Source organism: Deinococcus carri (genome assembly GCF_039545055.1).
Lineage (GTDB): Bacteria > Deinococcota > Deinococci > Deinococcales > Deinococcaceae > Deinococcus > Deinococcus carri.
This window is the reverse complement of sequence record NZ_BAABRP010000007.1, coordinates 24,351-49,475: the sequence shown is the minus strand read 5'-3', so window position 1 is coordinate 49,475 and position 25,125 is coordinate 24,351. Positions and strand designations below refer to the sequence as shown.

General features: G+C 69.9%; 25 protein-coding genes and 2 riboswitches. Of the genes, 10 read left to right on the top strand and 15 right to left on the bottom strand.

The features are described 5' to 3' along the window. Window positions 1-3 precede the first annotated feature (3 nt). Together ABEA67_RS10490 and ABEA67_RS10485 are read right to left on the bottom strand one after the other, a co-directional pair. Window positions 4-981, bottom strand: coding sequence for a quinone oxidoreductase family protein (locus tag ABEA67_RS10490; RefSeq protein ID WP_345464876.1), 978 nt, complete (start codon window positions 979-981; stop codon window positions 4-6). Window positions 982-1,053: 72 nt separating this feature from the next. After that, window positions 1,054-1,674: a nitroreductase family protein gene (locus ABEA67_RS10485; protein WP_345464874.1), complete on the bottom strand. Its 621-nt coding sequence runs from the start codon at window positions 1,672-1,674 to the stop codon at window positions 1,054-1,056. A gap of 87 nt (window positions 1,675-1,761) precedes the next feature. On the opposite strand from ABEA67_RS10485, the gene ABEA67_RS10480 reads away from it, so the two are divergent. Beyond that, complete coding sequence (locus ABEA67_RS10480) at window positions 1,762-2,112, top strand: winged helix-turn-helix transcriptional regulator (protein ID WP_345464872.1); 351 nt, start codon at window positions 1,762-1,764, stop codon at window positions 2,110-2,112. A gap of 60 nt (window positions 2,113-2,172) precedes the next feature. Here ABEA67_RS10480 and ABEA67_RS10475 read toward each other — a convergent pair whose 3' ends face one another. After that, window positions 2,173-2,730: a P-loop nucleotide/nucleoside kinase family protein gene (locus ABEA67_RS10475; protein ID WP_345464870.1), complete on the bottom strand. Its 558-nt coding sequence runs from the start codon at window positions 2,728-2,730 to the stop codon at window positions 2,173-2,175. A gap of 120 nt (window positions 2,731-2,850) precedes the next feature. Further along, window positions 2,851-3,288 (bottom strand): OsmC family protein, encoded by a 438-nt coding sequence (locus ABEA67_RS10470; protein WP_345464868.1) that lies wholly within the window; start codon window positions 3,286-3,288, stop codon window positions 2,851-2,853. A 76-nt stretch (window positions 3,289-3,364) separates the two neighbouring features. Here ABEA67_RS10470 and ABEA67_RS10465 point away from each other — a divergent pair, with 76 nt between their 5' ends. Next, window positions 3,365-4,288, top strand: a complete 924-nt coding sequence (locus ABEA67_RS10465; RefSeq protein WP_345464866.1) for an alpha/beta hydrolase — start codon at window positions 3,365-3,367, stop codon at window positions 4,286-4,288. On the opposite strand, the gene crtI is transcribed toward ABEA67_RS10465, so the two are convergent. The 3 genes from crtI to ABEA67_RS10450 all read right to left on the bottom strand — a co-directional run bounded on the left by crtI (window position 4,285) and on the right by ABEA67_RS10450 (window position 7,796). Beyond that, window positions 4,285-5,970 carry a phytoene desaturase family protein gene (gene crtI / locus ABEA67_RS10460; protein WP_345464864.1) on the bottom strand — a complete coding sequence of 562 codons (1,686 nt, stop codon included), beginning with the start codon at window positions 5,968-5,970 and terminating at the stop codon, window positions 4,285-4,287. The two genes, ABEA67_RS10465 and crtI, sit on opposite strands and share 4 nt — an antisense overlap. Before the next feature lie 100 nt (window positions 5,971-6,070). After that, window positions 6,071-6,988 carry a phytoene/squalene synthase family protein gene (locus tag ABEA67_RS10455; protein ID WP_425557183.1) on the bottom strand — a complete coding sequence of 306 codons (918 nt, stop codon included), beginning with the start codon at window positions 6,986-6,988 and terminating at the stop codon, window positions 6,071-6,073. 130 nt (window positions 6,989-7,118) lie between these two features. Beyond that, window positions 7,119-7,796, bottom strand: coding sequence for a class I SAM-dependent methyltransferase (locus ABEA67_RS10450; protein WP_345464862.1), 678 nt, complete (start codon window positions 7,794-7,796; stop codon window positions 7,119-7,121). Between the two features lie 70 nt (window positions 7,797-7,866). Here ABEA67_RS10450 and ABEA67_RS10445 point away from each other — a divergent pair, with 70 nt between their 5' ends. The 3 genes from ABEA67_RS10445 (at window position 7,867) to ABEA67_RS10435 (ending at window position 10,239) form a co-directional block, all read left to right on the top strand. Beyond that, window positions 7,867-8,748 (top strand): phage holin family protein, encoded by an 882-nt coding sequence (locus ABEA67_RS10445; RefSeq protein WP_345464860.1) that lies wholly within the window; start codon window positions 7,867-7,869, stop codon window positions 8,746-8,748. Continuing rightward, window positions 8,748-9,668 (top strand): hypothetical protein, encoded by a 921-nt coding sequence (locus ABEA67_RS10440; RefSeq protein WP_345464858.1) that lies wholly within the window; start codon window positions 8,748-8,750, stop codon window positions 9,666-9,668. The genes ABEA67_RS10445 and ABEA67_RS10440 overlap by 1 nt, the downstream gene beginning before the upstream one ends. A 139-nt stretch (window positions 9,669-9,807) precedes the next feature. After that, on the top strand, window positions 9,808-10,239 hold the full coding sequence (locus tag ABEA67_RS10435; protein ID WP_345464856.1) for a Fur family transcriptional regulator: 432 nt from the start codon (window positions 9,808-9,810) through the stop codon (window positions 10,237-10,239). On the opposite strand, the gene ABEA67_RS10430 is transcribed toward ABEA67_RS10435, so the two are convergent. Together ABEA67_RS10430 and ABEA67_RS10425 are read right to left on the bottom strand one after the other, a co-directional pair. Continuing rightward, on the bottom strand, window positions 10,193-10,756 hold the full coding sequence (locus ABEA67_RS10430) for a hypothetical protein (protein WP_345464854.1): 564 nt from the start codon (window positions 10,754-10,756) through the stop codon (window positions 10,193-10,195). The two genes, ABEA67_RS10435 and ABEA67_RS10430, sit on opposite strands and share 47 nt — an antisense overlap. 246 nt (window positions 10,757-11,002) lie before the next feature. Beyond that, a complete protein-coding gene (locus ABEA67_RS10425; protein ID WP_345464852.1) occupies window positions 11,003-13,087 on the bottom strand; it encodes a zinc metalloprotease in 2,085 nt (694 codons plus the stop codon). A 366-nt stretch (window positions 13,088-13,453) separates the two neighbouring features. Next, window positions 13,454-13,556: riboswitch (SAM riboswitch) on the top strand. A 139-nt stretch (window positions 13,557-13,695) separates the two neighbouring features. Between ABEA67_RS10425 and ABEA67_RS10420 the strand changes: the two genes are divergently transcribed. The 4 genes from ABEA67_RS10420 to ABEA67_RS10405 all read left to right on the top strand — a co-directional run bounded on the left by ABEA67_RS10420 (window position 13,696) and on the right by ABEA67_RS10405 (window position 18,993). Continuing rightward, entirely contained in the window at window positions 13,696-15,033 is a 1,338-nt protein-coding gene (locus ABEA67_RS10420) for an O-acetylhomoserine aminocarboxypropyltransferase/cysteine synthase family protein (protein ID WP_345464850.1), read from the top strand. Then, complete coding sequence (locus ABEA67_RS10415) at window positions 15,030-16,040, top strand: homoserine O-acetyltransferase family protein (RefSeq protein ID WP_345464848.1); 1,011 nt, start codon at window positions 15,030-15,032, stop codon at window positions 16,038-16,040. Before ABEA67_RS10420 ends, ABEA67_RS10415 begins: the two co-directional genes overlap by 4 nt. Before the next feature lie 229 nt (window positions 16,041-16,269). After that, window positions 16,270-17,553 (top strand): glycosyltransferase family 2 protein, encoded by a 1,284-nt coding sequence (locus ABEA67_RS10410; RefSeq protein ID WP_345464846.1) that lies wholly within the window; start codon window positions 16,270-16,272, stop codon window positions 17,551-17,553. Window positions 17,554-17,673: 120 nt separating this feature from the next. Continuing rightward, entirely contained in the window at window positions 17,674-18,993 is a 1,320-nt protein-coding gene (locus tag ABEA67_RS10405; RefSeq protein ID WP_345464844.1) for a glycosyltransferase, read from the top strand. Between the two features lie 65 nt (window positions 18,994-19,058). On the opposite strand, the gene ABEA67_RS10400 is transcribed toward ABEA67_RS10405, so the two are convergent. The 5 genes from ABEA67_RS10400 to ABEA67_RS10380 form a co-directional block, all read right to left on the bottom strand. Then, window positions 19,059-19,934, bottom strand: coding sequence for a bifunctional 5,10-methylenetetrahydrofolate dehydrogenase/5,10-methenyltetrahydrofolate cyclohydrolase (locus tag ABEA67_RS10400; protein ID WP_345464842.1), 876 nt, complete (start codon window positions 19,932-19,934; stop codon window positions 19,059-19,061). A 146-nt stretch (window positions 19,935-20,080) separates the two neighbouring features. Further along, complete coding sequence (purH, locus tag ABEA67_RS10395) at window positions 20,081-21,643, bottom strand: bifunctional phosphoribosylaminoimidazolecarboxamide formyltransferase/IMP cyclohydrolase (protein ID WP_345464840.1); 1,563 nt, start codon at window positions 21,641-21,643, stop codon at window positions 20,081-20,083. Window positions 21,644-21,688: 45 nt separating this feature from the next. Next, window positions 21,689-21,774: riboswitch (ZMP/ZTP riboswitch) on the bottom strand. Between the two features lie 17 nt (window positions 21,775-21,791). Then, window positions 21,792-22,199, bottom strand: coding sequence for a RidA family protein (locus tag ABEA67_RS10390; RefSeq protein ID WP_345464838.1), 408 nt, complete (start codon window positions 22,197-22,199; stop codon window positions 21,792-21,794). A 30-nt stretch (window positions 22,200-22,229) separates the two neighbouring features. Beyond that, window positions 22,230-22,793 (bottom strand): hypothetical protein, encoded by a 564-nt coding sequence (locus ABEA67_RS10385; protein ID WP_345464836.1) that lies wholly within the window; start codon window positions 22,791-22,793, stop codon window positions 22,230-22,232. Between the two features lie 4 nt (window positions 22,794-22,797). Then, window positions 22,798-23,607, bottom strand: coding sequence for an HAD family hydrolase (locus ABEA67_RS10380; protein WP_345464834.1), 810 nt, complete (start codon window positions 23,605-23,607; stop codon window positions 22,798-22,800). A 196-nt stretch (window positions 23,608-23,803) separates the two neighbouring features. Between ABEA67_RS10380 and ABEA67_RS10375 the strand changes: the two genes are divergently transcribed. Next, window positions 23,804-24,697, top strand: coding sequence for an FRG domain-containing protein (locus ABEA67_RS10375; RefSeq protein ID WP_345464832.1), 894 nt, complete (start codon window positions 23,804-23,806; stop codon window positions 24,695-24,697). Between the two features lie 66 nt (window positions 24,698-24,763). On the opposite strand, the gene ABEA67_RS10370 is transcribed toward ABEA67_RS10375, so the two are convergent. Next, window positions 24,764-25,027: an acylphosphatase gene (locus ABEA67_RS10370; protein ID WP_345464830.1), complete on the bottom strand. Its 264-nt coding sequence runs from the start codon at window positions 25,025-25,027 to the stop codon at window positions 24,764-24,766. Between the last annotated feature and the right edge of the window lie 98 nt (window positions 25,028-25,125).

Here is a 25,125-nt window from a genome sequence, read left to right as displayed (position 1 = left end):
GGCCTAACGGGTCAGCAGCACCCGCCCGCTGATCTCCCCGCCCTCCACCAGGGCCTGTGCCCGCGCGGCCTCCGGCAAGGGGAGTTCCGCCGCAGCGTGAACCCGCACTCCACCGCTCGCTGCCAGCGCAAAGGCCGCGGCGGCCGCGTCCCGGATGACCTGCGGCCTGGCCTGCCGGTGGTGGCCGCTGCTGTAGCCGATGACGGCGCGGCTCTGGCGATGTAGGGGCGGCGTGGGGAGGTGGGCCGGCTGACCCCCCGCGTGTCCGTAGATCACCAGCCGCCCGAAGGGGGCCAGGCACGTCAGGCCGCGTTCGGTGGTCGTGCCGCCGATGGAATCCAGAATCAGGTCCGCGCCTCGCCCCTGGGTCAGGACGTTCACGCGCTGCGTGAAGTCCTCCCGGTGCCGGTTCACGACCTCGTCCACCCCCAGGCCGCACAGGAAGTCCGCGCGGGCGTCACTGCCCACCACGCCGATGATCTGTCCTGCGCCCCGCGCACGCGCCATCTGCACGGCCAGATGCCCCACGCCACCGGCCGCTGCGTGAATCAGCACCGTCTCGCCGGGTTCGAGGCGGCCCGCGTGCGTCACCACGTTGTATGCCGTGACCAGCGCGGTCAGGCTGGCAGCGGCCGCGTTCGGCACGCCCTCGCCCAGCGGGAAGGTGAGGTGGGCCGGGGCCAGCACGTGGGTGGCATAGCTGCCGCCGACCGGAAAGCAGGCCACCCGTTCGCCCACCCGCAGCCCAGTCGCCCCCGCACCCAGGGCGTCCACCGTGCCGCAGGCGTCCAGGCCGGGGATGAAGGGCAGCTTCCCTCCCGCGCCCTGCCCACCGCGCCGCGCCTGAATATCCGCGTAGTTCACCCCCGTTGCGCGGACTCGCACGCGCACCTGCTCCGCTCCGGGCACCGGCAGGGGCCGCTCCCGCCAGGTGAGGACTTCGGGACCGCCGTGACGCTCAGCAAGGATGGCATGGGACATGCGGTCAGCACAGCACGAAAAACCGCCCCCGTGAAGGGGCGGCCATGTTCCCGGCGGAGGGTCAGCGCAGGCTCAGTAGAAGGTGGTGATGCGCTCCACGCTGTGGCGGTGGTGGGGGAAGCCTTCCTCGGCGCGCTTGCCGACCGGCAGCATTCCGGCGAACTGCACGTGCGCGGGCAGGCCCAGGAGTTCCCTGACCTTTTCGGGGTCGAAGCCGAGCATGGGCACCGTGTCGTAGCCCAGGCCGCGGGCGGCCAGCATCACAAAGCCGAAGGCGATGTTGGCCTGGGTCAGGCCCCACTGGCCGCGCTGGGCCACGTCCTGACCCTCGAAGTTCTTGCGCAGGCCCGCCGCACGCGCCGTGATCTGTTCCTCGCCCATGCCGGGGTGGACGGTTTCCTCGGCGTTTTGCAGCACGTCTTCCATGTCGCTGTACACGACAATGACGGCGGGGGCGCTGGTCACCTGGCTCTGGTTGTAGGCCGCCGCCTGGAGTTTTTCCTGAAGCTCGGGGTTCTGAATCACGGCAAAGCGGGTCGGCTGGACGTTGTTGGCCGTGGGCGCGAGGCTCGCCAGGCGCAGGATCTCGCGCAGGTCATCCTGGTTCATCGGCTCCTGCACGAACTTGCGGATGCTGCGGCGGGTCTGGATGGCTTCGGTGACGGTCAGGGAACGGGTGGCAGTCGCGGTCATGACGGAAGGCTATCTCCACTGCTTTGAAAAGTCAAGCGGTGTGATTTGCGCCGCACTTTATCTGCGCCGAAGGTGTAGAGTTGGGTCATGAATCCCGCACCCCCCGCTTTTTGCCCGGTCTACCGGGCTATCGGCGTGTTGCAGGAGAAATGGGTGCTGCATATCGTCCGCGCGCTGCTGGACGGCGAGAAAGGCTTCAACGAACTCGCCCGCGCCGTGGGCGGCTGCAACAGCGCCACCCTCACGCAACGCCTGGAACACCTCGAAACTCTCGCCATCATCTCCAAGCGCACCGAGGACACCCAGGGCAAACTCGCCCGCAGCGTCTACAGCCTCACCCCCGCTGGCCGCGAACTCCAGGGCGTGATCGATGCCATCGGCAACTGGGCGCGCGAGCATCTGGAAGAGGACCGGGCCGAGGCCGTACCTGCGCCCTGAGGGGCCGTCACCAATCTTAGAAGCCTCTGCTGCGGCAGGGGCTTTATCGTTGAGAAGGAGCTAGAACAGCGCTCCCGCATGGGCCGCGATCAGCAGCGCCGCGTCTGCCGGGGCGAGGGCGGAGGTGTCGATGCGGATGGCGTCGGGAGGTGGGGGGAGGTTGCCTGATTCCCGCAGCAAAGTGCGGAGTTGCTCCGGGTCGCGCAGTTTCAGGCGTTCGGCCCGTTCGGGAAGGGTCATCCGGCGGGCGAGTTCGCCGGTATCGCAGGTCAGCCAGACGGGGACGAAGGCGGCCCCACGAACGGAGGCGAGGTCGCGCAGGTGCTGCACCGCTTGCGCCTCTCCCGGAAGGTCGGCAAGGTAGCTCGTAAAGATGTGGGACACGTGCCAGGGGGCCGCCTGGGCCGCCTCGTACAAAACTCGCCGTATCCGACGAACAAAAGGCCACGCCTCGGCGGGAACAGGCTTCACGCCATCCAGCCCAAACGCGCTGAACACGGGGTCATTGCTGAGGTGATTGTCCAGCAGCGCCGCCCCCGTCAGCCGCGCGAGGTGCTTGCCAATCGTGCGTTTGCCGCTGCCCGGTGGCCCGACGAGGGAATAGACGGTGGGTGCCATACCCGCAGGCTAGCGGGAGAGCAGGAGGGGCAGCATGGGCCGAAATACTGAGGGGAGAACAGCAAAAAACGCCCCAGCCAGAGCCAGGGCGCTGATTGCTGACGGCTCGAAGCTGACCGCTTACTCCAGCACCGCCTCATGCACAATCTCCACGTTGCCCGCCATCACGCGGCTGAGCGGGCACATCTCGGCGGCCTGCGCCACGTGCCGCTCGAACTCGGCCTGGTCGATGCTGCCCACCTTGCCGCGAATGGTGAGGCGCATGGTGCTGATACGGAAGCCGGGGCCGTCCTTGACCATCTCGCAGGTGGCCTCGGTGCGCAGGTCCTGCGGGTCGTGGCCATCGCCCGCCAGGAGGGCCGAGAGCTGCATGGTGAAGCAGCCCGCGTGTGCGGCGGCGAGCAGTTCTTCCGGGTTGGTGCCCGCGCCGTTCTCGAACCGGGTCTTGAAGGAGTACTGGGCGTCTTGCAGCACACCGCTGCCGGTGCTGACGGTGCCCTGCCCGCTCCTGAGGTCGCCCTTCCAATGGGCGCTGGCCTTGCGTGCGATATCTGCCATGCCCCACAGTCTGCGCCGGAAGGGACAGGGCGCGTGTTCAGTCTCGCTTAACGTGGAGTAAAAGCTAGACTGCCCCATGTCGAACGCGAGGCCGCATAACAGCTGGGAACCGTCCGCCTGGGACCTGTCCGCCGGAACGCCGCTGACCGGAAAGGGCGGCGCGCCTCTCCAGGGCTACGTGTGGCACGCCCAGCATCCCCGCGCCGCCGTGCTGCTCGCGCATGGATTCGGGGAGTACGCGGGGCGCTACGTGGAACGCTACCACCGCCTGATTCCCACGCTGGTGGAGGCCGGCTACAGCGTGTACGCCACCGACCTGCGCGGGCACGGCCAGTCGCAGGGGCGGCGGGCGGTCGTGGACACCCGCGAGCTGGTGGAAGACCACCTACGTGCACGCGAGCGGCTGCGGGGCCAGCCGCTCCCGGTCTACGCCTTCGGACACTCGCTGGGCGGGCTGGTCACGGCGGCGAGCGCGGCACGGGACCCGCGCGGGCTGAGCGGCGTGATTCTCTCCAGCCCCGCCCTCCTGATCGGTGAGGACGAACCCGCGTGGCTGAAGGCACTGGCCCCCGTGCTGGCGAGGGTCGCGCCCGCCGCGCAGGTGACCGAGCTGGGCAGCGGGGGCCTCTCGCGGCTGGCGGAGGAGGTCGAGGCGTACCGGGCCGACCCCAACGTGTACCAGGGCAAGGTGCCCGCCCTGACCGCGGCCTCGATGCTGCGCCTGAGCGGCGAACTGTGGGGGCAGTACGCGCGCTGGACGCTCCCCACACTAGTCATCCACGGCACCGCCGACCGCCTGACGGACGTGAACGGCTCGCGCCGCTTCGTGGAGGCCATACCTGCGCCCGACAAGACCCTGCGACTGGTGGAGGGCGGCTACCACGAACTCCTGAACGACGAACCCCGGGACGAGGTGCGGGGCTGGATTCTGGAGTGGCTGGGCCAGCGGACGGGCCAGGCACAGCAGGCGACCGATTCCCCCAGCGCAGACCAGCCCTAGCCCCGCGCCTCCCGTCCGTCTTCCCGGACCCCGCCGCCCCGCACCTCGGGATGAATCCCGAAGTCCTCCGCGATCAGGCGGGCCGTCATCTTGGCGCTCATCATCACGCTGGGGGTGCCCGCGCCGGGCTGCACCCCCGCGCCGACGAGGTAGAGGTTCCGCACGTCCTCCGAGCGGTTGTGGGGGCGCAGGTACGCGCTCTGGGCCAGGACGGGTTCCGGACCGAAGGCGTTGCCCAGGTAACTGTCCAGCGTCCCCTCGAAGTAGTCGGGCGTGATGTAGTCCAGATGCGTCAGGCGCGCGCGCAAGTCCGGGAGGTGCCCCCGTTCCTCCAGCAGCGCCAGGACACGTTCGACCAGCCGCGGCCCCTCGGCCTCCCAGTCGATCCCGCTGCCGTTGTGGGGCACGGGCACCAGCGTGTAGGCGGCGTGGTGTCCGGGCGGCGCGAGGCCGGGGTCGGTGAGGGTGGGAACGTGCAGGTACTGGCTGAAGTCGGCCCCCAGCACCTTCTGCCCGAAGATTTCCCGCAGCAGCTCCTCGTAACGCGGCCCCAGGATGATGTTGTGGTGCCGCAGGCTCAGCGCCGTACCGTCGTCGCGGAAGCCGAAGTAGATCACCAGCAGGCTCATGCTTTGGCGGGCTGCCTTCACACGCAGGTCGCTGTTGACCAGCCGGGCCTGCCGGGGGACCCGCTTGAGGTAGGTGTTCGCCCAGTCGCCGTTGCTGACCACCAGGTCGGCGGGGCGCTCCTCGCCGCCCCGGAGGCGCACGCCGCGCGCCACCCGCGTGCCGAGGGGGTGCTGCACGGGCCGCCCCCGGTCGTCCGTCACCAGAATCTCCTCCACCTCCGCGCCGTACTCGATGCGCCCGCCGAGTTCCCCGAACTTCTGCGCCAGCGCCCGCACCAGCGCCCCCGTGCCGCCCAGCGCGTAGTGGATGCCCCAGGTCTTCTCGACGAAGTGAATCATCGCGTAGATGGCGGGCACGCTGAGGGGATTGCCGCCGATCAGCAGCGTCTCGAAGGAAAAGACCTGCCGCAGCTTGGGAGACTGGAAGTACCGGCTGGTAAAGGAAAAGAGCGTCCGCACGGCGTCCAGCTTCAGCAGGTCGGGCACGACGCGCAGCATGGTGCCCACGTCCCCGAAATGCGTGTAGCCCAGCTCCAGAAAGCCGCGCTGGAAGATGGCGGCCGCGTCCGCGTGGAAGCGTTCGTAGCCCGCCAGGTCCTCCGGCGCGAGTTCGGCGATCTGGCGGCGGGTGCTGTCCGGGTCGCCGTCGTAGTCGAAGAAGGTGCCGTCGTCGAACACGATGCGGTAAAAGGGCAGCACCGGCACCAGCCGCACGTAGTCGCGGGTGCGGGGGCCGCCGCTCTCGCCCTCCCGCACCCGCTCGCCGGTCAGCACGTGGGGCGGGTAGTCGGGCTGGTCGAGCTGCCCGGCATCGCGCTCCAGCGCGAACAGTTCCTCGATGAAGTGCGGCACCGTGATCACGGTCGGCCCCATGTCGAAGACGTAGCCGTCCGGCGTGCGCTTCTGGTAGGCCCGCCCGCCCGGCCCGTCCAGCCGTTCGAGAATGGTCGTGTCGAAGCCCAGGCTCTGGAGGCGGATGCCCAGGCTCAGGCCGCCGAAACCCGAGCCGATGATCAGGGCCTGTTTGCGTTTGTGTGGTGGGGGTTGGGGCATGGGGGTCCTTTGGGGGGGCAGGTGAGGGGCTATGAGCTATGAACGAGCCGCAGAGGGGCTTCAGCTTCTGGCGTCAGCCCTGTTGTTCACGGCTCAAAGCTCAAAGCTCATAGCCCTTCTCCCCCACCACCGCCGCCCCCCGCAATTCCCACCACGCCTGCGGCAGCATCAGCAGCTTACGCGGACCGCTGACATGGGCGCGGCGGCGGAAGTTGTCGAAGTCGGCGCGGGCGAGGTCGTCGAGGATGCCCTCGTAGGAGCGGGCGGCGGTCTGCACGGCGAGGCGGGCGCGGCCGTGCAGGCAGGGAATCCCGGCGCGGCCCTCGGCGTACCACGCGCGGGCCAGGGCCGAGAGGTGTTCCATCAGGGCGCGGTACTGCGGCGTCACCACCCCGGCCTCCAGCATCGCGCGGGTCACGCCGTACTCGGCCAGCAGCGTCTCGGGGAGGTACACCCGGCCGCGCTCCAGGTCCTCGCCCACGTCGCGCAAGATGTTGGTGAGCTGCATCGCCTGACCCAGCCGTAGCGCGCAGGCCAGGGTCCGCTCGCCCCCGCTGTACCCGCAGATCGGCGCGATCATGAAGCCCACCACGCCCGCCACACGGCGGCAGTACAGGGTAAGGTCGTCCAGGTCGCGGTAGGGGTGCCCGTGCAGGTCCATCCGCAGGCCCTCGTGCAGTTCCGCGAAGGCGGCCAGGGGAATCGGCCAGCGGGCGGCGGCCCAGGCCAACGCCGTGTCGGCGGGATGGGGCGTGGGGTTCCCGGCGAAGGCCGCCTGCACCCGCGCCCACCACTGCCCCAGTTGCGCCCCGGCCTCCGCCTGCGGCCCCTCGTCCACGATGTCGTCCCCGGCGCGGCAGGCGGCGTAGACCGCCCACACGGCCTCGCGCTCGCGGGGCGGAAAAAAGCGCGACCCCAGGTAAAAGGTCTGGCTGTGCCTGCGCGTCACGTCCCGGCAGTGCAGGGCCGCCTCCGGGGCGAGCGGCGGTGCAGCGGGCGGGGGAGCGGCATGGGGCAAGGTCAGAGTCCTCCGCCTGCGAGTGTAAGGGGGAGCGGCCGGGGGAACGTCACGCTTTCTTACAGACGCCGCCTGACAGACACCGCGCGGAGGGGCCGGGGAGGAGCGCCCCCGCCCGCCGTCCCCACCCTCAACCCTGCGCCTTCACGTACCGCTCGAAGACCACGGCCCCCACCTGCACAGCGTCCGTGCGGGCACAGCCGGGCAGGTGCCGCGCCACCCAGGCCGGATCGGGAAAGGTCAGGCCGCCCAGGGCCGGGAGGGTCAGAAGCGGCTGGAGGGGATGACCCGTACGCCCCACGTACATCAGCCAGAGCTGCCCGCCGGGCCGGGTCAGGCGGGCGAGTTCGGCCAGCAGGCGCGCCGGCTCCCGCGTCTCGTTCAGGGTCGCGCCGACGGTCACACCGTCAAAGGCGGCGTCGGGCAGGCCGCTGGCCTCCAGATTCGTGAGGAACCAGTCGATGTGGGGGTGCGGGGTCTGCCGCCGGGCCGCCGCCAGCATGGGCGCGCTCAGGTCGGCGGCCAGCACCCGGCAGCCCGCCCCGGCCAGCACGCCCGCATAGAAGCCGGTGCTGGTGCCCGCGTCCAGCCAGCCCTCACCGGGCCGCGGACGGCATAGCGCCCGGAACAGCGCCGCCTCGCGCGCCAGGGGGAAAGCCTCGCCCGTCAGCAGCGTGAGGGACCGCCGACGCCACCCCGCGTAGCCCCAGGCCGTGAGGGGCCAGCGGTTGGTGCGCTGCGCCAGCGTGAGGGCCGGCCCGGCGAAGGGGAGGTTCAGCGTTCCTTGGCTCTGGCGCGGGTCCCCCATGAGGTTCATTATGCTGGGCGTGACTGGCCCTGCCCCGCGCACCTGCCGGGGAGGGTCTGTGGAGGCAAGCATGCAAGAAGAACGCAAGAGCATGGGGGGTGCGCTGGTCGATGTGTTCGACGCAGGCGTCACGCTCGTCAAGACCGAGATTCGCGCGCTGCTGCGGCAGGTGACGAACGTCGTCAAGGCCAAGGGCATCGGGGTGGTGCTGCTGCTGGGGTCGGTCGGGCCGCTGCTGATGGGCCTGATCTTCCTGATCCTGGCCGTGTTCTACGGCCTGATGCGGCTGGGCCTGGGGGCCTGGGCCGCCGCGCTCCTGATTGCCATCGTGGCGTTCGTGCTGACCGGCGTGCTGATCATGATGGGCCTCAAGCGCCTGAGCGCCGAGGTGCCCAGCGACGAGCATGACCGCCCGCACCGCTCCCACGACCAGATGACCGAGGACGAGCGCCTGGAGGCCCAGTACCAGGCCGAGCAGGCGGCCAAGGCCCGCGCCTCCACGACGGCCACCACCAGCACCCACACCGGCAGCGACCGGGGCGAGCGGGTGACCGTTGCGGCGGGCAGCGCGGCGGCAGGGAGCGCCGTGGCGAGCGGGGCTGCGGGAGACATGCGCCCGGGTGTGGACTACCATGTGCCCGCCGGCGCGGCGGACCGGATAGAGGGGACCGTGACGGTGCCCATGCCGCGCAGTGACAGCCGCACGGAGACGATTCCGGTCTACGGCACCAATCCCGATGGCAGCCAGCCCGCGCACGGCGGCAGCGTGACCGACTTCGGCGTGGAGCCGACCCGCGAGGAACACGAACGCGACGGTCACGGGGCACACGGCAACCACGGCAAGCGCCACGACCCCAATCTTCAGGAACCGGTCGTGTTGAAGGACGCGCCGGGGATCGACGTGAGCACCAACCCCACCTTCCGTGAGGACATGAAAAAGGAGGGCTACTGATGACCGACCGAGCAGACCGGACGGCGGACCGGGGGTCAGAACCGGTGATCGTGGAGCGCATCACGGTGGCCTCCCCCATCGAGGAGCGGGTGACGGTGGACCGGCCTGTGCAGGCGGAACGGCCAGCGACGGCCGACCGGGCGATGAACTCTGACCGGCCTATGGAACGGGCGGCCATGGACACGCACCGCGAGGTGAGCTACCGCGACGAACGTGAGGAGGCCCGCGCCCGGCTCAAGGCCAGCGTGGATGCCCTGGCCGAGCGCACCAACCTCCAGGTGCAGATGCAGAAAGAGCCGCTCAAGATGCTGGGCGGTGCCTCGGCGGTCGGGGCGACGGCGGGGGCGCTGCTGGGCCTCGTGCTCGGGCGGCAGTTCCGGCGGACCAAGAAAATCTACGTGGACGCCGACAGCCCCGACCGGGACCAGAAGGCCCTGATCCGCGCGCAGAAGAAGGAAAAGGGCGGCCAGAACGTGGGCGGCGCGCTGGTGGCGACCATCGCCACGCTGGGCTTCAAGCTCCTCAACGACAAGGTCCTGACCCCCCGGCTGGAAGAAGTGGCGAACAACCTGCTCGACCGTGCCGGACAGGGCGGGCAAAAGCCGACGGCCCCGCGCTCCGCGCAGTCTGCCGCAACCGAGTCTGCCGCACGCCCGACCGGGGGGCAGGCCCATAGCGCCTCCTGGACACTCGGAGGCCAGCGCCACGCACCTGTCTCCACCAGCACCAGCGCCACGGCCAGCTTCCTCAAACGCGACGAGGGCGCGGAGGCCAGCGACGCCGCCCGCCTGGGTGTGCCCGGTGGTCCCAGCATCCCCGGTACCGGCAGCAGTATCCCTGTGCCCGTCAGCACGGTCGAGGCCAAGGCCAAGGGCAGCCCGATCGACCCCGAGGAAAAGGCCAACCCCAATATCCGCTGAGGCCTATTCCCCTCCCCGGCCCCGGCCAGCCCACGCGGCTGGGCCGGGGTTTTTCTGCTGGCGGCAGCTCTGCCGGGAGGCAGCGGACTTTGTGCGCCACTTTTTGATAGACCAGAATCATGTCTGCTAGCCTGGGCACATGACGGCCACCCGCAGCACCCGCCAGCGCGACGTGATTGCCCGCGTCCTCACCGAGGCGGAAGGCCCCCTGGCCGTGGCCGACGTGCTGACGCGCGCGCAGGCCGACCTGCCGGGCCTGGGGGTCGCCACCGTGTACCGCACCCTCAAGCTGCTGACCGAGCAGGGCCACATCCATCCCGTCACCCTTGACGGCGAAGCCCGCTATGAGCGCGCGGGGCGTGGGCACCACCACCACTTCTCCTGCAACAGTTGCGGGCGGGTCTATACGCTGCATACCTGCCCGGTGGCCCTGCCCAGCGGCACCGTGTACCCCGGCGGCTTCATCGTCGAGGCGCACGAGGTCACGCTGTACGGGAAGTGCCCGCAATGTGCCAGGGCCGGCCTCAGCGGGCCAGCTGCCCCAGCAGGCGCTGGAGGGTCGCCGCACTGACGCCCGCCTCGCGGTAGGGATTCAGCCCCGGCGAGGCGGCCACCCGGCGGACCAGGGCCGCGCCCCCCGGCAGCATGAACCCGTAGCGGTACAGGGTGAGGTTCACCGGACCATCAGGAGCCGCGAAGCGGGAGCGGGCCAGCAGCAGGGCTGCCCGGCGTTCCAGCTCCGCGCGGGCCTGGTCCAGCCTCTCCCGCTGCGCGGCCGTGAGGACCCCCCGCAGGCGGTCCAGGGTCCGCTGCGCGTCCTGGGGGCCGAGCGTGGGCCGGGTCACCTGCTCGCGGAGGATGGCGGACAGCGCCGACCGGGCCGGGGCGTCCAGGAGGAAATCGTCTCCGGCGGTCAGGTCGGCCAGCAGGCGCACCGTGACCAGCAGCTCCAGCACCGGCTGCACCCGCGCCAGATCGGGCGAGGGGTCGGCGGCAGCGGCGGAATGGGGGGGCAGGGGCATCATGCGGGGGGGAGTGGCCGCCGCCGCACCCAGCGACAGGCAGGCGAGGAGCAGGACACGCTTCATGCCCCGATCGTAGCGGTCACACATGATGACGGGCTGATACTGCTTCCGATTGAAGGGTGTTGAAAACACCCGGAAATCCGACCAGAGGGAGAAGGAACAAGGGCGGATTTCGGAAAATGGATGAACAGGCGGTGCCCTCCCGACTGTTCAGGAATTGGACGGAATCCGTATGATACCGGGCGCGCCAACAGGCGGGAGGGGGCAGCGTTTGATGCGCTGCCCCCTCCCCTGTGGCCCGGTCTGCTCTCAGGGCGCGAGGCGCAGGTCGCGCTGCTCGCGCGTTTCCTCCGGGAAGATGACGGCCCCGTGCTGCGGCGCGAAGGTGCGGACGACGCGCGGCTTGCGGCTCACCGACTGGGTGGACAGGCCGCTGAGGTGCTCGTACCACTTGTAGGGCTGCACGTTCACCCCGGCGGCCAGCGCGGCGTCCAGCACGGCGCGGTAGCCCTGGTGGGCGAGCTGGGCGGCGTCCAGGTAGGCCAGGCCGTCGTATTTGCCCTCAGCCTGCGCGAACAGGCTGTCGGCGCTCTGGGCGGCGGCGCTCACCTTGCCGGCCTGGCCGGCGCGGCGCACCAGTTCCAGGACGGCGTTGGTGTTGTTCAGGTAGGCCGCCGTCAGGTAGCGGTACTGGGCGTCGAGGTTGAACTGCCCGAACGTCTTGGCGAGGTCGTTGTACGACATGATGCTGGCGCTCTCGTCACCCACGTTGGTGAAGTAGAAGTCGCCGGAGGGGCCGTAGGACAGGTCCTGCTCGCTGTCGTAGCCGTCGTGGGGGTGCGACAGGCTGAGGTGGTGGCCGACCTCGTGGACCGTGGTGTCGGTAAAGCCGTAGCCGGCATCCACCAGGCTGGGCGTCAGGAACGAGTACACGAAGCTCTGGGTGCCGGTCTCGCCGTCGTCGTAGGCGATGCCCAGCAGGCCTTCCTGGCTGTCGTCGTTGTCGTTGAAGGCGTACACCGGCAGCAGGTAGCGGCCCTCGGGGGCGTTCTGGTAGCTCTGGCGCAGCTCCTTCACGCCGAACTGGAAGAGCTTCTCGCCGCTGAAGTCGGCGTATTCCGGCGAGCAGATGTCCTCGGCCTCCACCGGGAAGAAGCACTTGTAGACATCGGCCAGGTCGCCGTCCAGCGGCGTCTGCTTGACCACGTTCGAGAACTTGGCGAAGGGCTGGAGCACCGACACGCGGCTCTGCACCAGCCCGGCGTTCAGCAGCTTCTGCGGGTCGATGGCTCCCTCGCCCTGCTCGACATGCAGGTCGAGCTGGATGTCCTCGGGCATGCGCGGGGGCGTCAGCGACACGCGGTAGATCGGGCTGGGCGTGAACAGGAGGTTCAGCGCCGTGTACCGCACCACGCGCGCCAGATCAGGGCTAACCTTGCGGCCATAGCCGATGCTGGCCTTGCGGGTGCCGTATTCCCAGATGGGCGGGAGGCGGTAATCCGCTTCCTTGTCGCCGTTCACGTTGGCATTCGTCACGTCGTAGGCCTTGGTCCACGGGTCGGGGTTGGCCGAGAGGTCATAGAACCACACGCGCTGCGCCGCCTGGCCCTCGCGGGTGCTGCCGCCCCAGGCAATCAGGCGGCGGCTGCCGCTGGTGCCCGCCCGGTAGCCGGTGTCGCTGTCGGGCACATCGGCGCGGGTGTACGAGTGGAACTTGAAGTCGGGGCGGTCGTACCAGTTGACCAGGTAGACCGTGTACTCGCCAGGCTTCACACCCACGCGCGCCACGTTGTCGGCCAGCCAGTTCTCGGTCTTGGCGGCGTCGATTTCCAGGTTCCCGGTGATCTCGCGGTTGATGTTGGGGGACACGGTGGGGCAGGCGTAGGCCGAGGCCAGCGTGGCCGGGTTCAGGGGTGCGGGCAGCTTCGTCAGCTTCTTGACGTCGGTGACCTGGCAGTTGTAAAAGGCCTGCTGCGCCGTCAGCGACTGCTCGCTGCCACTCTGCTTCAGGAAGCCGAAGAAGTCGTCCTCGAACTTCTGATCCGCGAAGACGTAGTTGTACTGGTAGTCGAAGGCGTTGCCGGTGTACTCGGTCGAGCCGTAGGCGCTGGGGCTGCGGGCAATCGTGTCATAGCTGCCGGGCAGGATGTTCTGGAAATCGCGGGGGTTCACGTCGCGGGCCGTGGCGACCTGGCCGGGCAGCGTCTCGCGGTAGCCCACGAATACCACGTTGACCTTCAGGGCCGTGCGGATGGAGTCCTGCTCGCCGGGCTTGAGGGTGCTCAGGCGTCCGAAGTCCGTCTGCGTCCCGGTGGGCGGCTGGGGATTGTTCGGCCCGCAGGCGGCGAGCAGCGAGGCGCTGATGAGGGTGGCGGCAGCAATGCGAAGTTTCATAGGCCTCCTGGGTCCGGCACCGGACCGGAAGTGAAGGGGTGAGAAGCTGAGGAACCGCCGCGGCAGAGACGGTGGAAACCAGCATCCGGCAACCCCTGGCCCGGTGCGGTTCCTCCTGCCTGCGCTGTCAGATAAGAACACAGATGCTCTTCACATGCACAGCATTCCCGGCAGGGCAAAGTGGGCAGGCGACCTGCCGAATGCCAGCGCAGATGCGGGAGCCGCCGCCCTCCTGAAATATTCATCTTTTTCAGGGGGCTGCTTCAAGGGGCCGCGTCCGGGCCGGCAGGCCAGGGGCCGGCGGCCCCGGTTGACCCCCCGCACCTGCCCTGCTACCCTCTTGGCTAGCTCCCGCGTGGAGCGACCCTATCCAGAGCGCCCGAGAGACCTGGCTCGTCGACGGCGCGGCAACCGGACCTCATCGCGTCACGGTGCCAAGGCCAGCCCACCCCCGCGTCAACGATGACCGCGTGTGTGGGACCGATCAGGGAAGGTCACGCGGATGAACACTTGCCCCGCCCCTTCTCGACATCCCGAGAGGGGGCGCGCGCTTTGGCCCGCTCCCCCACAGGCCACACGCTTCTTTTTCCTGTGAGGAGGGCCGCTTCATGGCTTCCAACCCCAATCATCTGCACTTCGAGACGCTTCAGGTTCACGCCGGACAGCACCCCGACCCGGCCACGGGGGCGCAGGCAGTGCCCATCTACGCCACCAACTCCTACGTGTTCGAGTCGCCGGAACACGCCGCGAACCTGTTCGGCCTGCGCGCCTTCGGGAACATCTACAGCCGCATCATGAACCCCACGAACGCCGTGCTGGAGGAGCGTATCGCGGCACTGGAGGGCGGCGTGGGCGCGCTGGCGGTGGCGAGCGGACACGCGGCGCAGTTCCTGGCGATCACCAACGTCGCGCAGGCCGGGGACAACATCGTCAGCTCGCCCAACCTGTACGGCGGCACGGTGAACCAGTTCCGCGTGACGCTGCGGCGGCTGGGGATCGAGGTCCGCTTTACCGGCAAGGACGAGCGCCCGGAGGAGTTCGCCGCCCTGATCGACGACCGGACGCGGGCGGTGTACCTCGAAACCATCGGGAACCCGGCGCTGAACATCCCCGACTTCGAGGGCATCGCGGCGGTTGCCCACGCGCGGGGGGTGGCGGTGTTCGTGGACAACACCTTCGGGGCCGGGGGGTACTACTGCCAGCCGCTGAAACACGGGGCGGACGTGGTGCTGCACTCGGCCAGCAAGTGGATCGGCGGGCACGGCAACGGCATCGGCGGCGTCATCGTGGACGGCGGAACCTTCGACTGGGGCAACGGGCGCTATCCCCTGCTGACCGACCCCAGCCCCAGCTACCACGGCCTGAACTTCTGGGAGGCCTTTGGCGAGGGCAACGCGCTGGGGCTGCCCAACGTGGCCTTTATCACCCGCGCGCGCACCGAGGGGCTGCGCGACCTGGGGCCGACGCTGGCCCCGCAACAGGCCTGGCAGTTCCTGCAAGGGGTGGAGACGCTCAGCCTGCGCGCCGAGCGGCACGCCCAGAATGCCCTCGCGCTGGCCTCGTGGCTGAGCGCCCACCCGGACGTGTCGCGCGTGACCTACCCCGGCCTGAGCAATCACCCGCACTTTGACCGGGCGCAGACCTACCTGCCGCGCGGCGCGGGCGCGGTGCTGACCTTCGAGCTGCGGGGGGGCCGGGCGGCGGGCGAGGCTTTTATCAACTCAGTGCAGCTCGCCCAGCACGTCGCCAACGTGGGCGACACCCGCACGCTGGTCATTCACCCCGCCAGCACCACCCACTCGCAGCTCGACGAGGTGACGCAGGCGGCGGCGGGCGTGACGCCAGGGCTGGTGCGCGTGTCGGTGGGCATCGAACATATCGACGACATCCGCGAGGACTTCGCGCAGGCGCTAGCGACGGCGCTGGTGGACGCGGAGGGAGCATGACCGCCGTGACCTACGCGCCGGACCTTCCACCGCCACCCGTGCCGGAGCGATGTTTCCGGCAGCAGACGGCGCGGCTGTTCCGGGAAGCGCCGCTGCTGCTGGACTGCGGGCAGCCGGTGAGTGACGTGCGGGTGGCCTATCACACCTACGGCACGCCGTCGGACCACGCCGTGCTGGTGCTGCACGCCCTGACCGGGAGCAGCGCCGTGCATGAGTGGTGGCCGGAGTTTCTGGGCGAGGGGCGGCCGCTGGACCCCACCCGCGATTACATTGTCTGCGCGAACGTGCTGGGCGGCTGCGCGGGCACGACCGGCCCGGCGGAACTGCCGCGCGTGCAGGGCGAGGACGCGCCCATCACGCTGCGCGACATGGCGCGGGTGGGGCGGGCACTGCTGGAGGAGCTGGGTGTGCGCCGCGTGTCGGTGATCGGCGCGAGCATGGGCGGAATGCTGGCCTACGCCTGGCTGCTCGAATGCCCCGATCTGGTGGACCGGGCGGTGATCATCGGTGCCCCGGCGCGGCACTCGCCCTGGGCCATCGGGCTGAACACCGCCGCCCGCAGCGCCATCCGCGCGGCCCCCGGCGGCGAGGGGCTGAAGGTGGCCCGGCAGATTGCCATGCTGAGCTACCGCAGCCCCGCGAGCTTCGCGCTGACCCAGGCGGGTTGCGGAACGCGGCGGCCCGGCACCCCCGCCATCACCACCTACCTGGAATACCAGGGCGAGAAGCTGGCGGCGCGCTTCTGCGAACGCAGCTACCTGGCCCTGACCGGCGCGATGGACCGTTTCCAGCCGTCCGACGCCGAATTGCGGAGCATCCGGGTGCCGGTGCTGGCGGTCGGCATCTCCAGCGACGTGCTGTACCCCCCGGACGAGGTGCGCGCCCACGCGGACCTGTTGCCGCAGGGCCAGTACCGCGAACTGGTCAGTCCCCACGGCCACGACGCCTTCCTGATGGACCCCCAGAACCTGCCGGGGTGGGCCGCGGCCTTTTTGCACCGGCCCTAGGGCGGCGCTCCGTTGCGTTGCCGCGTGTGCTGGGCAGCAACTCCACTTCACGCCGCCCTTATCACGGTTTCTCACTTCGTTCGGTCCAGAAAGGTTCGACAACCTTTCTGAGCACCGCCCTAAAGGCGACATCCCCCTTGACAGCGGGCCACCCCCCCCACAGGATGAGCGGCAGTGGCCGTTTTCCTCATCCTGTTGAAAAAACTTCCTGTTCTGGGGGGCAGAACGAATGCTCACCTGCTTTGAGATCGTGGAGGGGATCGGGGCGCTGCTGCTGGTCCTCTACCTGAGTTATTCGCTGTTCGCCCTGCTGGCACGCCCCTCGGCGGCCGCCCCGCCCGCGCGGCCCCTGCACTTCACCTTCCTGATCCCGGCTCTCAACGAGGAGGCGGTGATAGGCGCGACCCTCCGCAACCTGCGGGCGACGGCACCGGAAGCGCGCGTGGTGGTGATCGACGACGGCAGCGACGACACGACCGCGCAGCAGGTGCTGGCCCTGGCGGAGCAGGACCCGCGGGTGGCGCTGCTGTCCCGCCGCCCTCCCCACGCGCAGACGGGCAAGGGCGAGGCGCTCAACTGGGGCGTGGGGCAGTTGCTGCGTCAGAATCTGCTGCCGCCCGCCCCATTGGACGAGCAGGTGCTGGTGGTGTTCGATGCGGACGGCCGGCTGGACGACCGCCTGCTGGCCGAGGCCCGCGCCGCGTTTGCCGACCCGGACGTGATGGCCGCGCAGGCCCGCATCCGGGTGCGGCAGAGCGGGGCACAAACTGGGGCACAGGCGGCGGGGTGGCGCGGGTGGCTCGCCCGGCTGCTGCTGCTGCAACAGGACCTGGAGTTTTACATCGTGCGGCATATCCAGCTTCTGCGCCAGCGGGTCCAGACCGTGGGACTGGGGGGGAACGGGCAATTCATGCGCCTGTCCTACCTGGCCGCACAGCTTCGCGCCGGGCATTCTCCCTGGCCGCCGGTCCTGCTGGAAGATTTCGCCAGCGGCCTGGAAGTGCGGCTCGCCAGCCCGCGCTACCGCCTGGTCTTTCTGGAGTCGGGCGTGACGCAGCAGGGGGTCACCGATGTCCGGCGCTTTCTGCGCCAGCGTGCCCGCTGGACCCACGGCAACCTTCAGTGCTTCCCCCGGCTGGGCCGGGTCTGGCGCGCGCCCATGCCCCTCGGCGCGCGGCTGGACCTGACCTATTTTCTGGCGCAACCCTGGCTGAACCTGCTCACGCTGGGCCTGCTGGTCTACTACCCCGCCCGCGCCGTGCAGCGCCTTCTAACGGGCGAGGTGAACTGGCCGCTCACCCTCGCGCTGCTGGCCCTGAACCTGAGCATTCCGCTCGCGTGGGTGCTGCTCTACAGCCGCGAGAACCGTCTGACCCCCCGGCGCGCGGCCTTCGCTGCCCTGGGGATGCCCCTCTACATGCTGATCATGATGCTGAGTGTGCCGCTGGCCTTTCGCAACTTCTTCCGGGGACAGCACGGCTGGGCCAAGACCGCCCGGCATGCCGAAACCTGAAGACTGGGAGGAAACGCCCCCGGACCCGACCTTCCGGGGCCAGGAGTTGGTGGCCTTCTCTATCATCTCCCGTGCATAGTAAGGGGGTAAAACGGGTCCGCTGGGTCCGAGAGGTGAATCTTGACGAACTTTTTCACGGTGCTGGACGTAATCGGGCTGGTCCTGCTGTCGTTTTACACCCTGCAAGTGTTGTGCGCGGCGCTGCTGCCCAAACCCCGGCGATCCTCGCCCGCCGACCCGCACCTGCGTTTTACCTTCCTGATTCCGGCGCTGAACGAGGCGCAGGTGATCGAGGCGACCGTCCGCAACCTGCGCCGGGTGGCCCCCGGCGACCGGGTGGCCGTAATTGACGACGGCAGCGACGACGCCACCAGCGTGCTGGTCGCGGCGCTGGCGGCCTCCGACCCGGACGTGCTGCTGCTGCGCCGCGTGGCCCCCGAGGCCCGCCAGGGCAAGGGCAGGGCGCTGAACTGGGCCGTCACGCAGCTCCTGCACCGCCTGCGGGCCGAGGGAGCAGACCTGTCCCGCGAGGTCTTTGCCGTGGTCGATGCCGACGGGCGTATCGGGCCGGAACTGCTGGGGGAGGCGCGGCAGGTGCTGGGCGACCCGCAGGTGATGGGCGCGCAGGCCCGCGTGCGGATTCGCCAGTCGGGCCAGCGCCTGCGTCCGCACAACATCGTCGGGCAGATGCTGGAGCAGCAGCAGGACGTGGAATTTTTCATCACCCGGCACCTCCAGGTCCTGCGGTCGTACTGGCACACAGTCGCGCTGTGCGGCAACGGGCAGTTCATGCGCGCCTCGTACCTGGCGGCGCAGCTTGCGCGCGGCCGCGACCCCTGGCCGGACGTGCTGCTCGAGGACTTCGCCAGCGCCCTGGAGATCCGGCTCGCGCAGCCCGGCCACCGCCTCGCCTTTCTGGAACACCCCGTGACCCAACAGGGCCTGCCGCACCTGTGGCGCTTCTCGCGGCAGCGGGCGCGCTGGACCCAGGGCACGCTGCAATGCCTGCCGTACCTGCGGCGGCTGTGGACTGCGCCGGTGCCGCTGCTCGCGCGGCTGGACTTCACGTACTTCATCCTCGGCCCCTGGCTGAACGTGATCATCGTGCTGACGCTGCTGACGCAGCCGCTGCGCGCCCTGACCGGCACCCACGGCCTGATCCTGAACCCCGCGGTGGGCCTCACGATCAGCCTGCTGAACCTCGCGCTGCAACTGAACTGGCTGGTGCGCTACCAGCTCGAAAACCGGCTATCCCCCGGCCGCCTGCTGTTCACGGCGGCCAGCTTCCCGGTCTATGGGTTCGCGCTGTTCCTGAGCCTGCCGCTGGCCTTCAAGAACCACTTCACGGGCCGCCGCACCTGGGACAAGAGTGCCCGCCACGCCGAACCTGAGGGACCCGCAGGCGGCCAGGGCGTGACCGCCGCACCGTCCGGCGACTGACGGCCTACAGAAAGGCGAGGGGGACGCAAAGCCGGCCGCGTCCCCCTCGCCTCCTGCCGGTCGCCCTACTCCACCGGCTCGCCGCGCTGCAACTTCACCGCGCGCACCAGGTTCTGGTACATCAGCGCGCTGGTCAGCGGCCCGACGCCGCCGGGCACGGGTGTCTGGGCACGCACGGGCAGATCGGGCACCGCGTCACCCACCACCCCTTCCGGCGTGACGTTGATGCCCGCGTCGATCACGACGTGTCCCGGCCGGACGTGTTCGGGGCGCAGCAGGCCCGCGTGCCCCACCGCGACCACCACCGCGTCCTGGGGGGCCAGCACGGCGGCCAGGTCGCGGGTATGTTCGTTGCACAGCGTGACGGTCACGCCGCGGTTGTTCAGCATGAAGGTGAGGGGGCGACCCACCGTGCGGCCCGGCCCGACCACCGCCACGCGCCGCCCGCGCAGGTCGTCGCCCAGCACCTCGCGCAGCAGGAAACGCACGCTGCGGGGTGTGGGCGGCAGCAGCGCCTCCGCCTCACGCCCGGCGGCAATCAGGGCGAGGTTGGCGGGCGTCAGGCCCTCCACGTCCTTGCGGGGGGCGATGTGCAGCAGCGCGGCGTCGGCGTCCAGGCCCCCGGCCAGCGGCAGCTCCAGCACGATGCCGTGAACGCCCGCCTCAAGGGAAAGTTCGCGCAGGGCGGCGTGCAGCTCGTCCTGGGTAGCCGCCGCGCCCAGGTCGCGCACCGTGAAGCGTACGCCCAGGCGGTCCGCCTGCCGCTCCTTGCTGTGGACGTACACGCGCGACGCCTCGTCGTCCGAGGCCAGCACGCTCACCAGATGCGGCCGGAAGCCCGGTTCCGATTCGGCCCACGCCCGAAGGTCGGCCCGGACCCCGCGCGTCACGTCGGCGGCCAGGGGCTTGCCGGGGAGGGATTGGGATTGAGTTTCTGACACGGATCTCCTTGCAGCGGTGAGCCGTGAGCTATGAGCTATGAACCAGCCCCCGGCAACTTCAGCTTTTGCACTCGCCGTCTTTTTCATAGCTCACGGCTCATAGCTCATAGCCGCTGAAAGCTGATCGCTGACGGCTGAAAGCTTCCTCAATGCCGGAAGTGCCGCGACCCCGTGAACACCATGCTGAGGCCGAGTTCGTTTGCCGCCGCGATCACCTCGGGGTCGCGTTTCGCGCCGCCCGGCTGGAGAATCGCCGTCACGCCCGCCCCCGCCGCCAGACGCACCACGTCGTCGAAGGGGAAGAAGGCCTCGGAGGCGAGGACCGCGCCGCGTGCACGCTCTCTCGCGTTCGCCACGGCCCGCTCGGCGGCCCAGATGCGGCTCACGGCCCCCGCGCCCAGGCCGACCGTCACGCCGTCCTTCGCCAGGACCACCGCGTTGCTGCGCGCGTGCTTCACGACCGCCCAGGCGAAACGCAGGTCGAGCCATTCCTGCTCGGTGGGCTGACGGGCCGTGACCACCTCGGGGCAGAGGGCATCCCAGGGGCGGGTGTCGCGGCGCTGCACGGCGAAGCCCCCGGCGAGGGGCCGCACGTCCAGGGTGCCGGGCTGGGCCGCCGCATCGGCCACCAGCACGCGCAGGTCGGGTTTCTTCGCGGCGAACCACTCCACCGCCTCAGGCGTCACCTCTGGCGCGATCAGCACCTCCAGAAAGGTACCCCGCATGCTCTGCGCGGCCGCGAGGTCCACCGGGCGGCTGACCGCCACCACGCCGCCGAACACGCTGAGGGTATCGGCGTCGCGGGCCTGTTCCCAGGCGGCCCGCACATCGTCCGCGACCGCCACGCCGCAGGGGTTGGCGTGCTTGACGGCGACGCAGACGGCGCGGGTGCCGGCGGGCTGGTCCTCCTGGGCGGCCAGTTCCCGCGCGAGTGCCCAGGCCGCGTCCGCATCGGCGTAGTTGTTGAAGCTCATCGGCTTTCCGGCCACCACGCGGGCGTCCAGCACCGGGCCGCGCTCCGCCCCGAGGCGGTAGACCGCGCCGGGCTGGTGGGGGTTCTCGCCGTAGCGCACCTGGGCCACGCGGGAGAGGTCCAGGGTGAGGTGTTCGGGCAGCGCCGTCTCCCCCGCCCCGGCTGTGCCCAGGCCTGGTGCGCCCTCCAGGTAGGCGCTGATGGCCGCGTCGTAGTCGCTGGTGTGGCGGAACGCCTTCGCGGCGAGGCGGCGGCGGTCGGCGTCAGACACCTCACCCTGTAGGGCCAGCGGGTAGTCGGCGGGGTCCACCAGCACTAGCACGCCCACGTGGTTCTTGGCGGCGGCGCGGATCATGGCGGGGCCGCCGATGTCGATGTTCTCCACCGCCTCCGCGAAATCGGCCCCGCGCGCCACCGTCTCGCGGAAGGGGTAGAGGTTCACGCACACCAGGTCGATGGTGCCGATGCCCTGCACGGCGAGTTGCGCCAGGTGCCCCTCCTCGCGCCGCGCGAGGATGCCACCGTGAATGACCGGGTGCAGGGTCTTGACGCGCCCGTCCAGAATCTCGGGGAAGCCGGTCACGTCGCTGACCGCCGTGGCGGGAATCCCCGCCGCCCGCAGGGCCGCGAGCGTGCCCCCCGTGCTGAGAATCTCCCAGCCCTGCGCCGCGAGTGCCTGCGCGAACTCCCCCACGCCCGTCTTGTCGCTGACCGAAATCAGTGCCCGTCTCGTCATGCCTTCCTCCAAAACGTCGCGGACGCCCCCGCCTCTGCAAGCGGTGCGTCCGACCCAGGCGCGCGATCAAGTCTGTCCGGATGGCTTCCCCGTGGTTGGCCCCACGTTCAGCGCCAGTTGCCACCGGCTGTAAGGGCAGGATACAGGTTCACGGGGCGGCCGCAATCGCCTCGACCTCGATCAGCAGTTCGGGGCGTACCAGGGCCGCGACCTGCACGGCGCTGCTGGCGGGTGGGGCCGCCAGGTTCACGAACTCGTCCCTCACCGCGCGCATCTGGGGCAGGTGGGCAAAGTCCGTCAGGAAGAAGGTCAGTTTGACGACCGCGTCAAAGGTCAGCCCCACCCCGGCCAGCGCCAGCTCAATATTCCCGAACACCTTGCGGGCCTGCGCCGTGAAGTCGCCCGCGCCGACCACAACGCCCCGCTCGTCCACCGCAATCTGGCCGGAGATATAGACGGTGCGCCCACCCCTGACCTCGGCCAGATGCGAATAGCCGGGCGCGTGCCCCAGGGCGGGAACATTGATGAAGCGGACGTGGGGCGGCGTGTCGCTCATGGGAGGCAACCTACCGGGCAGGGCAGGCCCTCAATCGCCGTTCCCCGAACCGTCCGACCCGGCAGGCGGCGTCTCGTGGGTGATGATGGGGGTGCCCGCCCCGGCATCCACGCCGATGACCTCGCGCAGTTCGGCCAGTACCGCGCGTTCCGGCTCGCTGACCTGCTCGCCGCCCAGGCCCAGGAAGCCGCCTTCCTTGGCCGCCCCCGCCGCCCGTTCGGCTACGGTCCACAGCAGGCGGCGGTAGGCGGCGAGGTCCGCCGGGCTGGCCTTGCTGCTCACCAGCCACACGGCCTGGCGCACGCCCTCCACGCTCTGCGCGCGGGCCTCGTCCATGTTGCGGGCGCGCTCCTCCTGGGGAAAGGCGCGGGGGTCGGGCGGCGTGCCCACCAGGTCGGCGGCCATCGCCTCCAGCAGCGGCGTGCGGCCCTGCGCGCTGACCTGCTCACGAATCGCCGCCCCGATGGCCTGCGCCTCGGCCAGCACACCGGTGATGCCGCTGGGGCTGGCGGCCACCACCGCCGCGCCCGCCCGGCCGGGACCGTTCATCACCTTGAACCACTCTTCGGGGGTAAAGCTGTCCTTGACGCTCATGCGGTCACCTTAAGGGGCGGGGGCAGGGCGCTGCCTTGCGGGAGCCTTCACGGGGAGGAGGGCGCAAGGGCAGGCCGCCCAGGGCCAACGCCCTTAGAAATTGCGGCATGCCCCGGACCGCGCAGCACACCTGATGCCCCCGCACGTCCCGCAGGCAGGCCTCGTCACCCACCTGCACACCCAGACCGGCCAGGCGCAGCATGGGCAGGTCACTGTCGCTGTCCCCGAAGGCGACGCAGTCTCCCAGGGGGATGCCCAGAGCTTGCGCAATCGTTCGGAGGGCTTCCCCCTTGTGGGCGGCTTCCGGCGTAAACGACACCTTCCCCGCATACCGCTGGCCCTCGCCGCCGGAGATGGACAGGCCGGGCGTGTTCTGGAACTGTGCCCGCAAGCTCGGTGCGGCCTCGTGGGCCACGCGCAGCTTGACCAGTTCCGCCTCCCGCGCCTCGGTCAGTGAAAACACCGGCCGCTCGGGAGTGCTGTAGCTCACGTCCCCGAAGCGCTTCTCCGCACTGAAGGCCTTGATGTTCGCTTCGGCCGGGCAAGCGTCCAAAATGGCCTGTGCAGCAGTCCGGGGGAGGGTATGCCGCACCAGCCTCTGCCCACGCACCTCGATGGCGGCCCCATTGCTGGTGGCGACAGCTTCTGGCCGCAGTCGTGCCTCCAGGACTGCGGGGAAGTGCCAGCGAGCCGTGATGACAGCGACGAGCCACCCCGCCCGGCGCAGTTCCTCCAGCACTGTCACCGTCGCCTCAGGCACCTGACCGTGTGGGTCCAGCAACGTATCGTCCAGGTCAAAGGCGAGCAGGCGCATCAGATTCAGTATGCGGTACCTAGAAAGGCTCGGCCACCTTATCTGGGACGAACGGAGCGCCGCCCTACGGATGGGTAGTAGCCGGCCACGCGCTTTTGTCAGGGCAGCCGAAGTTGCCGGAGGAGGACGCAAGCTCAAGCATCAGCTTTCTTTCACCGTTCCCGCCGCGGCGCTGGCCCGCGCTTACCCTGACGGCATGAATGAAATCCGGGTGTCGTCGTGGCCGGAACTCCACGAGGTGCTGTACGGGGAGTCGTGGAACGCTCGCCTGGGGCGCTTCCGCTCGCCCTTCGTGTTCCGGGGGCAGGGGCAGGCGGACGCCCAGCTCACGACCACGCTGCAACGGCTCGCGGGCGAAACGCGGGAGGTCGAGCGGCACCTGCTGCGCAACTTTCGCAAGTACGCCTACAGCAGCGGCGTGGACCGCGACCTGTCGTGGTACTGGCTGGCCGTGGGGCAGCACCATGGCCTCCCGACCCGGCTGCTGGACTGGACCACCTCGCCCCTGGTCGCCCTGCACTTCGCCACCGGCGACGAGGACCTCTACGACGAAGACGGCGTCATCTGGATGGTCAACTTCATCCGGACCAACGAGGAACTGCCCCTTCCCCTCAAGGGCCTGCTGGACCAGGAAGGCGCAGGCGTGTTCACGGTGGACATGCTCACCGCCTTTTCCAGACAGCACCAGACGCGCGAGCCGGGGCAGCGGCCCACCTTCGACCTGGACTGGCTCGAAGACCTGGAGCGGGAGGCCGAACATCCCTTCCTGCTGTTTCTGGAGCCGCCCTCCATCGACGAGCGCATCGTGCAGCAGGCCGCCCTCTTCTCGCTGCTCTCGGACCCGGAAGAACCCCTGGACGACTGGCTGGTGGAGCACCCGGCCGCCTACCGCAAGGTCATCCTGCCCGCCGAGGTGAAGTGGGAGGTCCGCGACAAGCTCGACCAGTCCAACATCACCGAACGCACGCTCTTTCCGGGACTGGGCGGCCTCAGCCAGTCGCTCCGGCGCTACTACCGCGTGCGCCGCGACCCGCCCCCACCTGAGGGCACGCCGGAGGGGCAGAAGGAGGAGGTGGAGCGGCAGACCTGAGGGAGAGGCATTAGGGGTTAGGCGTTAGTGAAAGGCTTCACGGCCCTTCTGCCTTCTGCTGCCCCCTCAGTACACGTGAAAGTCCCGCAAGCCGGTCGCCTCGCTGTACTGGGTCTGCACGTCGTCCACGCGGGAATGGGGCGGGCCACGGCGCAGCCAGTGCAGCAGGCGGTCGAGGTCAGCCTGGGACCCTTCCGCGACGACCTCCACCCGGCCGTCGAGCAGGTTCTCGGCGCTGCCCGACAGGCCCAGGTCGCGGGCGTGGCGCTGGACGTAACGGCGGTACCCGACACCCTGGACAGTACCGGAGACAAGAGCGGTCAGACGCATGCGGCGCATGGTACCCGGTCCGGCCGGGGCAGGAGCGTGCGTTTCTGACGGTCGGGTGAGGGTCTGCGGCTGGCCGCTCACCCGCAGAACGGTACACT

What these genes read in the sequence shown, in the direction of transcription:
- ABEA67_RS10425 (WP_345464852.1), bottom strand. Translation starts at nt 13,087, where the DNA reads ATGAAACTTCGCATTGCTGCCGCCACCCTCATCAGCGCCTCGCTGCTC.
- ABEA67_RS10445 (WP_345464860.1), top strand. Translation starts at nt 7,867, where the DNA reads ATGCAAGAAGAACGCAAGAGCATGGGGGGTGCGCTGGTCGATGTGTTC.
- ABEA67_RS10430 (WP_345464854.1), bottom strand. Translation starts at nt 10,756, where the DNA reads ATGAAGCGTGTCCTGCTCCTCGCCTGCCTGTCGCTGGGTGCGGCGGCG.
- ABEA67_RS10435 (WP_345464856.1), top strand. Translation starts at nt 9,808, where the DNA reads ATGACGGCCACCCGCAGCACCCGCCAGCGCGACGTGATTGCCCGCGTC.
- ABEA67_RS10410 (WP_345464846.1), top strand. Translation starts at nt 16,270, where the DNA reads ATGCTCACCTGCTTTGAGATCGTGGAGGGGATCGGGGCGCTGCTGCTG.
- ABEA67_RS10380 (WP_345464834.1), bottom strand. Translation starts at nt 23,607, where the DNA reads ATGCGCCTGCTCGCCTTTGACCTGGACGATACGTTGCTGGACCCACAC.
- ABEA67_RS10485 (WP_345464874.1), bottom strand. Translation starts at nt 1,674, where the DNA reads ATGACCGCGACTGCCACCCGTTCCCTGACCGTCACCGAAGCCATCCAG.
- ABEA67_RS10420 (WP_345464850.1), top strand. Translation starts at nt 13,696, where the DNA reads ATGGCTTCCAACCCCAATCATCTGCACTTCGAGACGCTTCAGGTTCAC.
- ABEA67_RS10390 (WP_345464838.1), bottom strand. Translation starts at nt 22,199, where the DNA reads ATGAGCGACACGCCGCCCCACGTCCGCTTCATCAATGTTCCCGCCCTG.
- ABEA67_RS10370 (WP_345464830.1), bottom strand. Translation starts at nt 25,027, where the DNA reads ATGCGTCTGACCGCTCTTGTCTCCGGTACTGTCCAGGGTGTCGGGTAC.
- ABEA67_RS10440 (WP_345464858.1), top strand. Translation starts at nt 8,748, where the DNA reads ATGACCGACCGAGCAGACCGGACGGCGGACCGGGGGTCAGAACCGGTG.
- purH (WP_345464840.1), bottom strand. Translation starts at nt 21,643, where the DNA reads ATGACGAGACGGGCACTGATTTCGGTCAGCGACAAGACGGGCGTGGGG.
- crtI (WP_345464864.1), bottom strand. Translation starts at nt 5,970, where the DNA reads ATGCCCCAACCCCCACCACACAAACGCAAACAGGCCCTGATCATCGGC.
- ABEA67_RS10490 (WP_345464876.1), bottom strand. Translation starts at nt 981, where the DNA reads ATGTCCCATGCCATCCTTGCTGAGCGTCACGGCGGTCCCGAAGTCCTC.
- ABEA67_RS10375 (WP_345464832.1), top strand. Translation starts at nt 23,804, where the DNA reads ATGAATGAAATCCGGGTGTCGTCGTGGCCGGAACTCCACGAGGTGCTG.
- ABEA67_RS10465 (WP_345464866.1), top strand. Translation starts at nt 3,365, where the DNA reads ATGTCGAACGCGAGGCCGCATAACAGCTGGGAACCGTCCGCCTGGGAC.
- ABEA67_RS10450 (WP_345464862.1), bottom strand. Translation starts at nt 7,796, where the DNA reads ATGGGGGACCCGCGCCAGAGCCAAGGAACGCTGAACCTCCCCTTCGCC.
- ABEA67_RS10470 (WP_345464868.1), bottom strand. Translation starts at nt 3,288, where the DNA reads ATGGCAGATATCGCACGCAAGGCCAGCGCCCATTGGAAGGGCGACCTC.
- ABEA67_RS10415 (WP_345464848.1), top strand. Translation starts at nt 15,030, where the DNA reads ATGACCGCCGTGACCTACGCGCCGGACCTTCCACCGCCACCCGTGCCG.
- ABEA67_RS10385 (WP_345464836.1), bottom strand. Translation starts at nt 22,793, where the DNA reads ATGAGCGTCAAGGACAGCTTTACCCCCGAAGAGTGGTTCAAGGTGATG.
- ABEA67_RS10480 (WP_345464872.1), top strand. Translation starts at nt 1,762, where the DNA reads ATGAATCCCGCACCCCCCGCTTTTTGCCCGGTCTACCGGGCTATCGGC.
- ABEA67_RS10475 (WP_345464870.1), bottom strand. Translation starts at nt 2,730, where the DNA reads ATGGCACCCACCGTCTATTCCCTCGTCGGGCCACCGGGCAGCGGCAAA.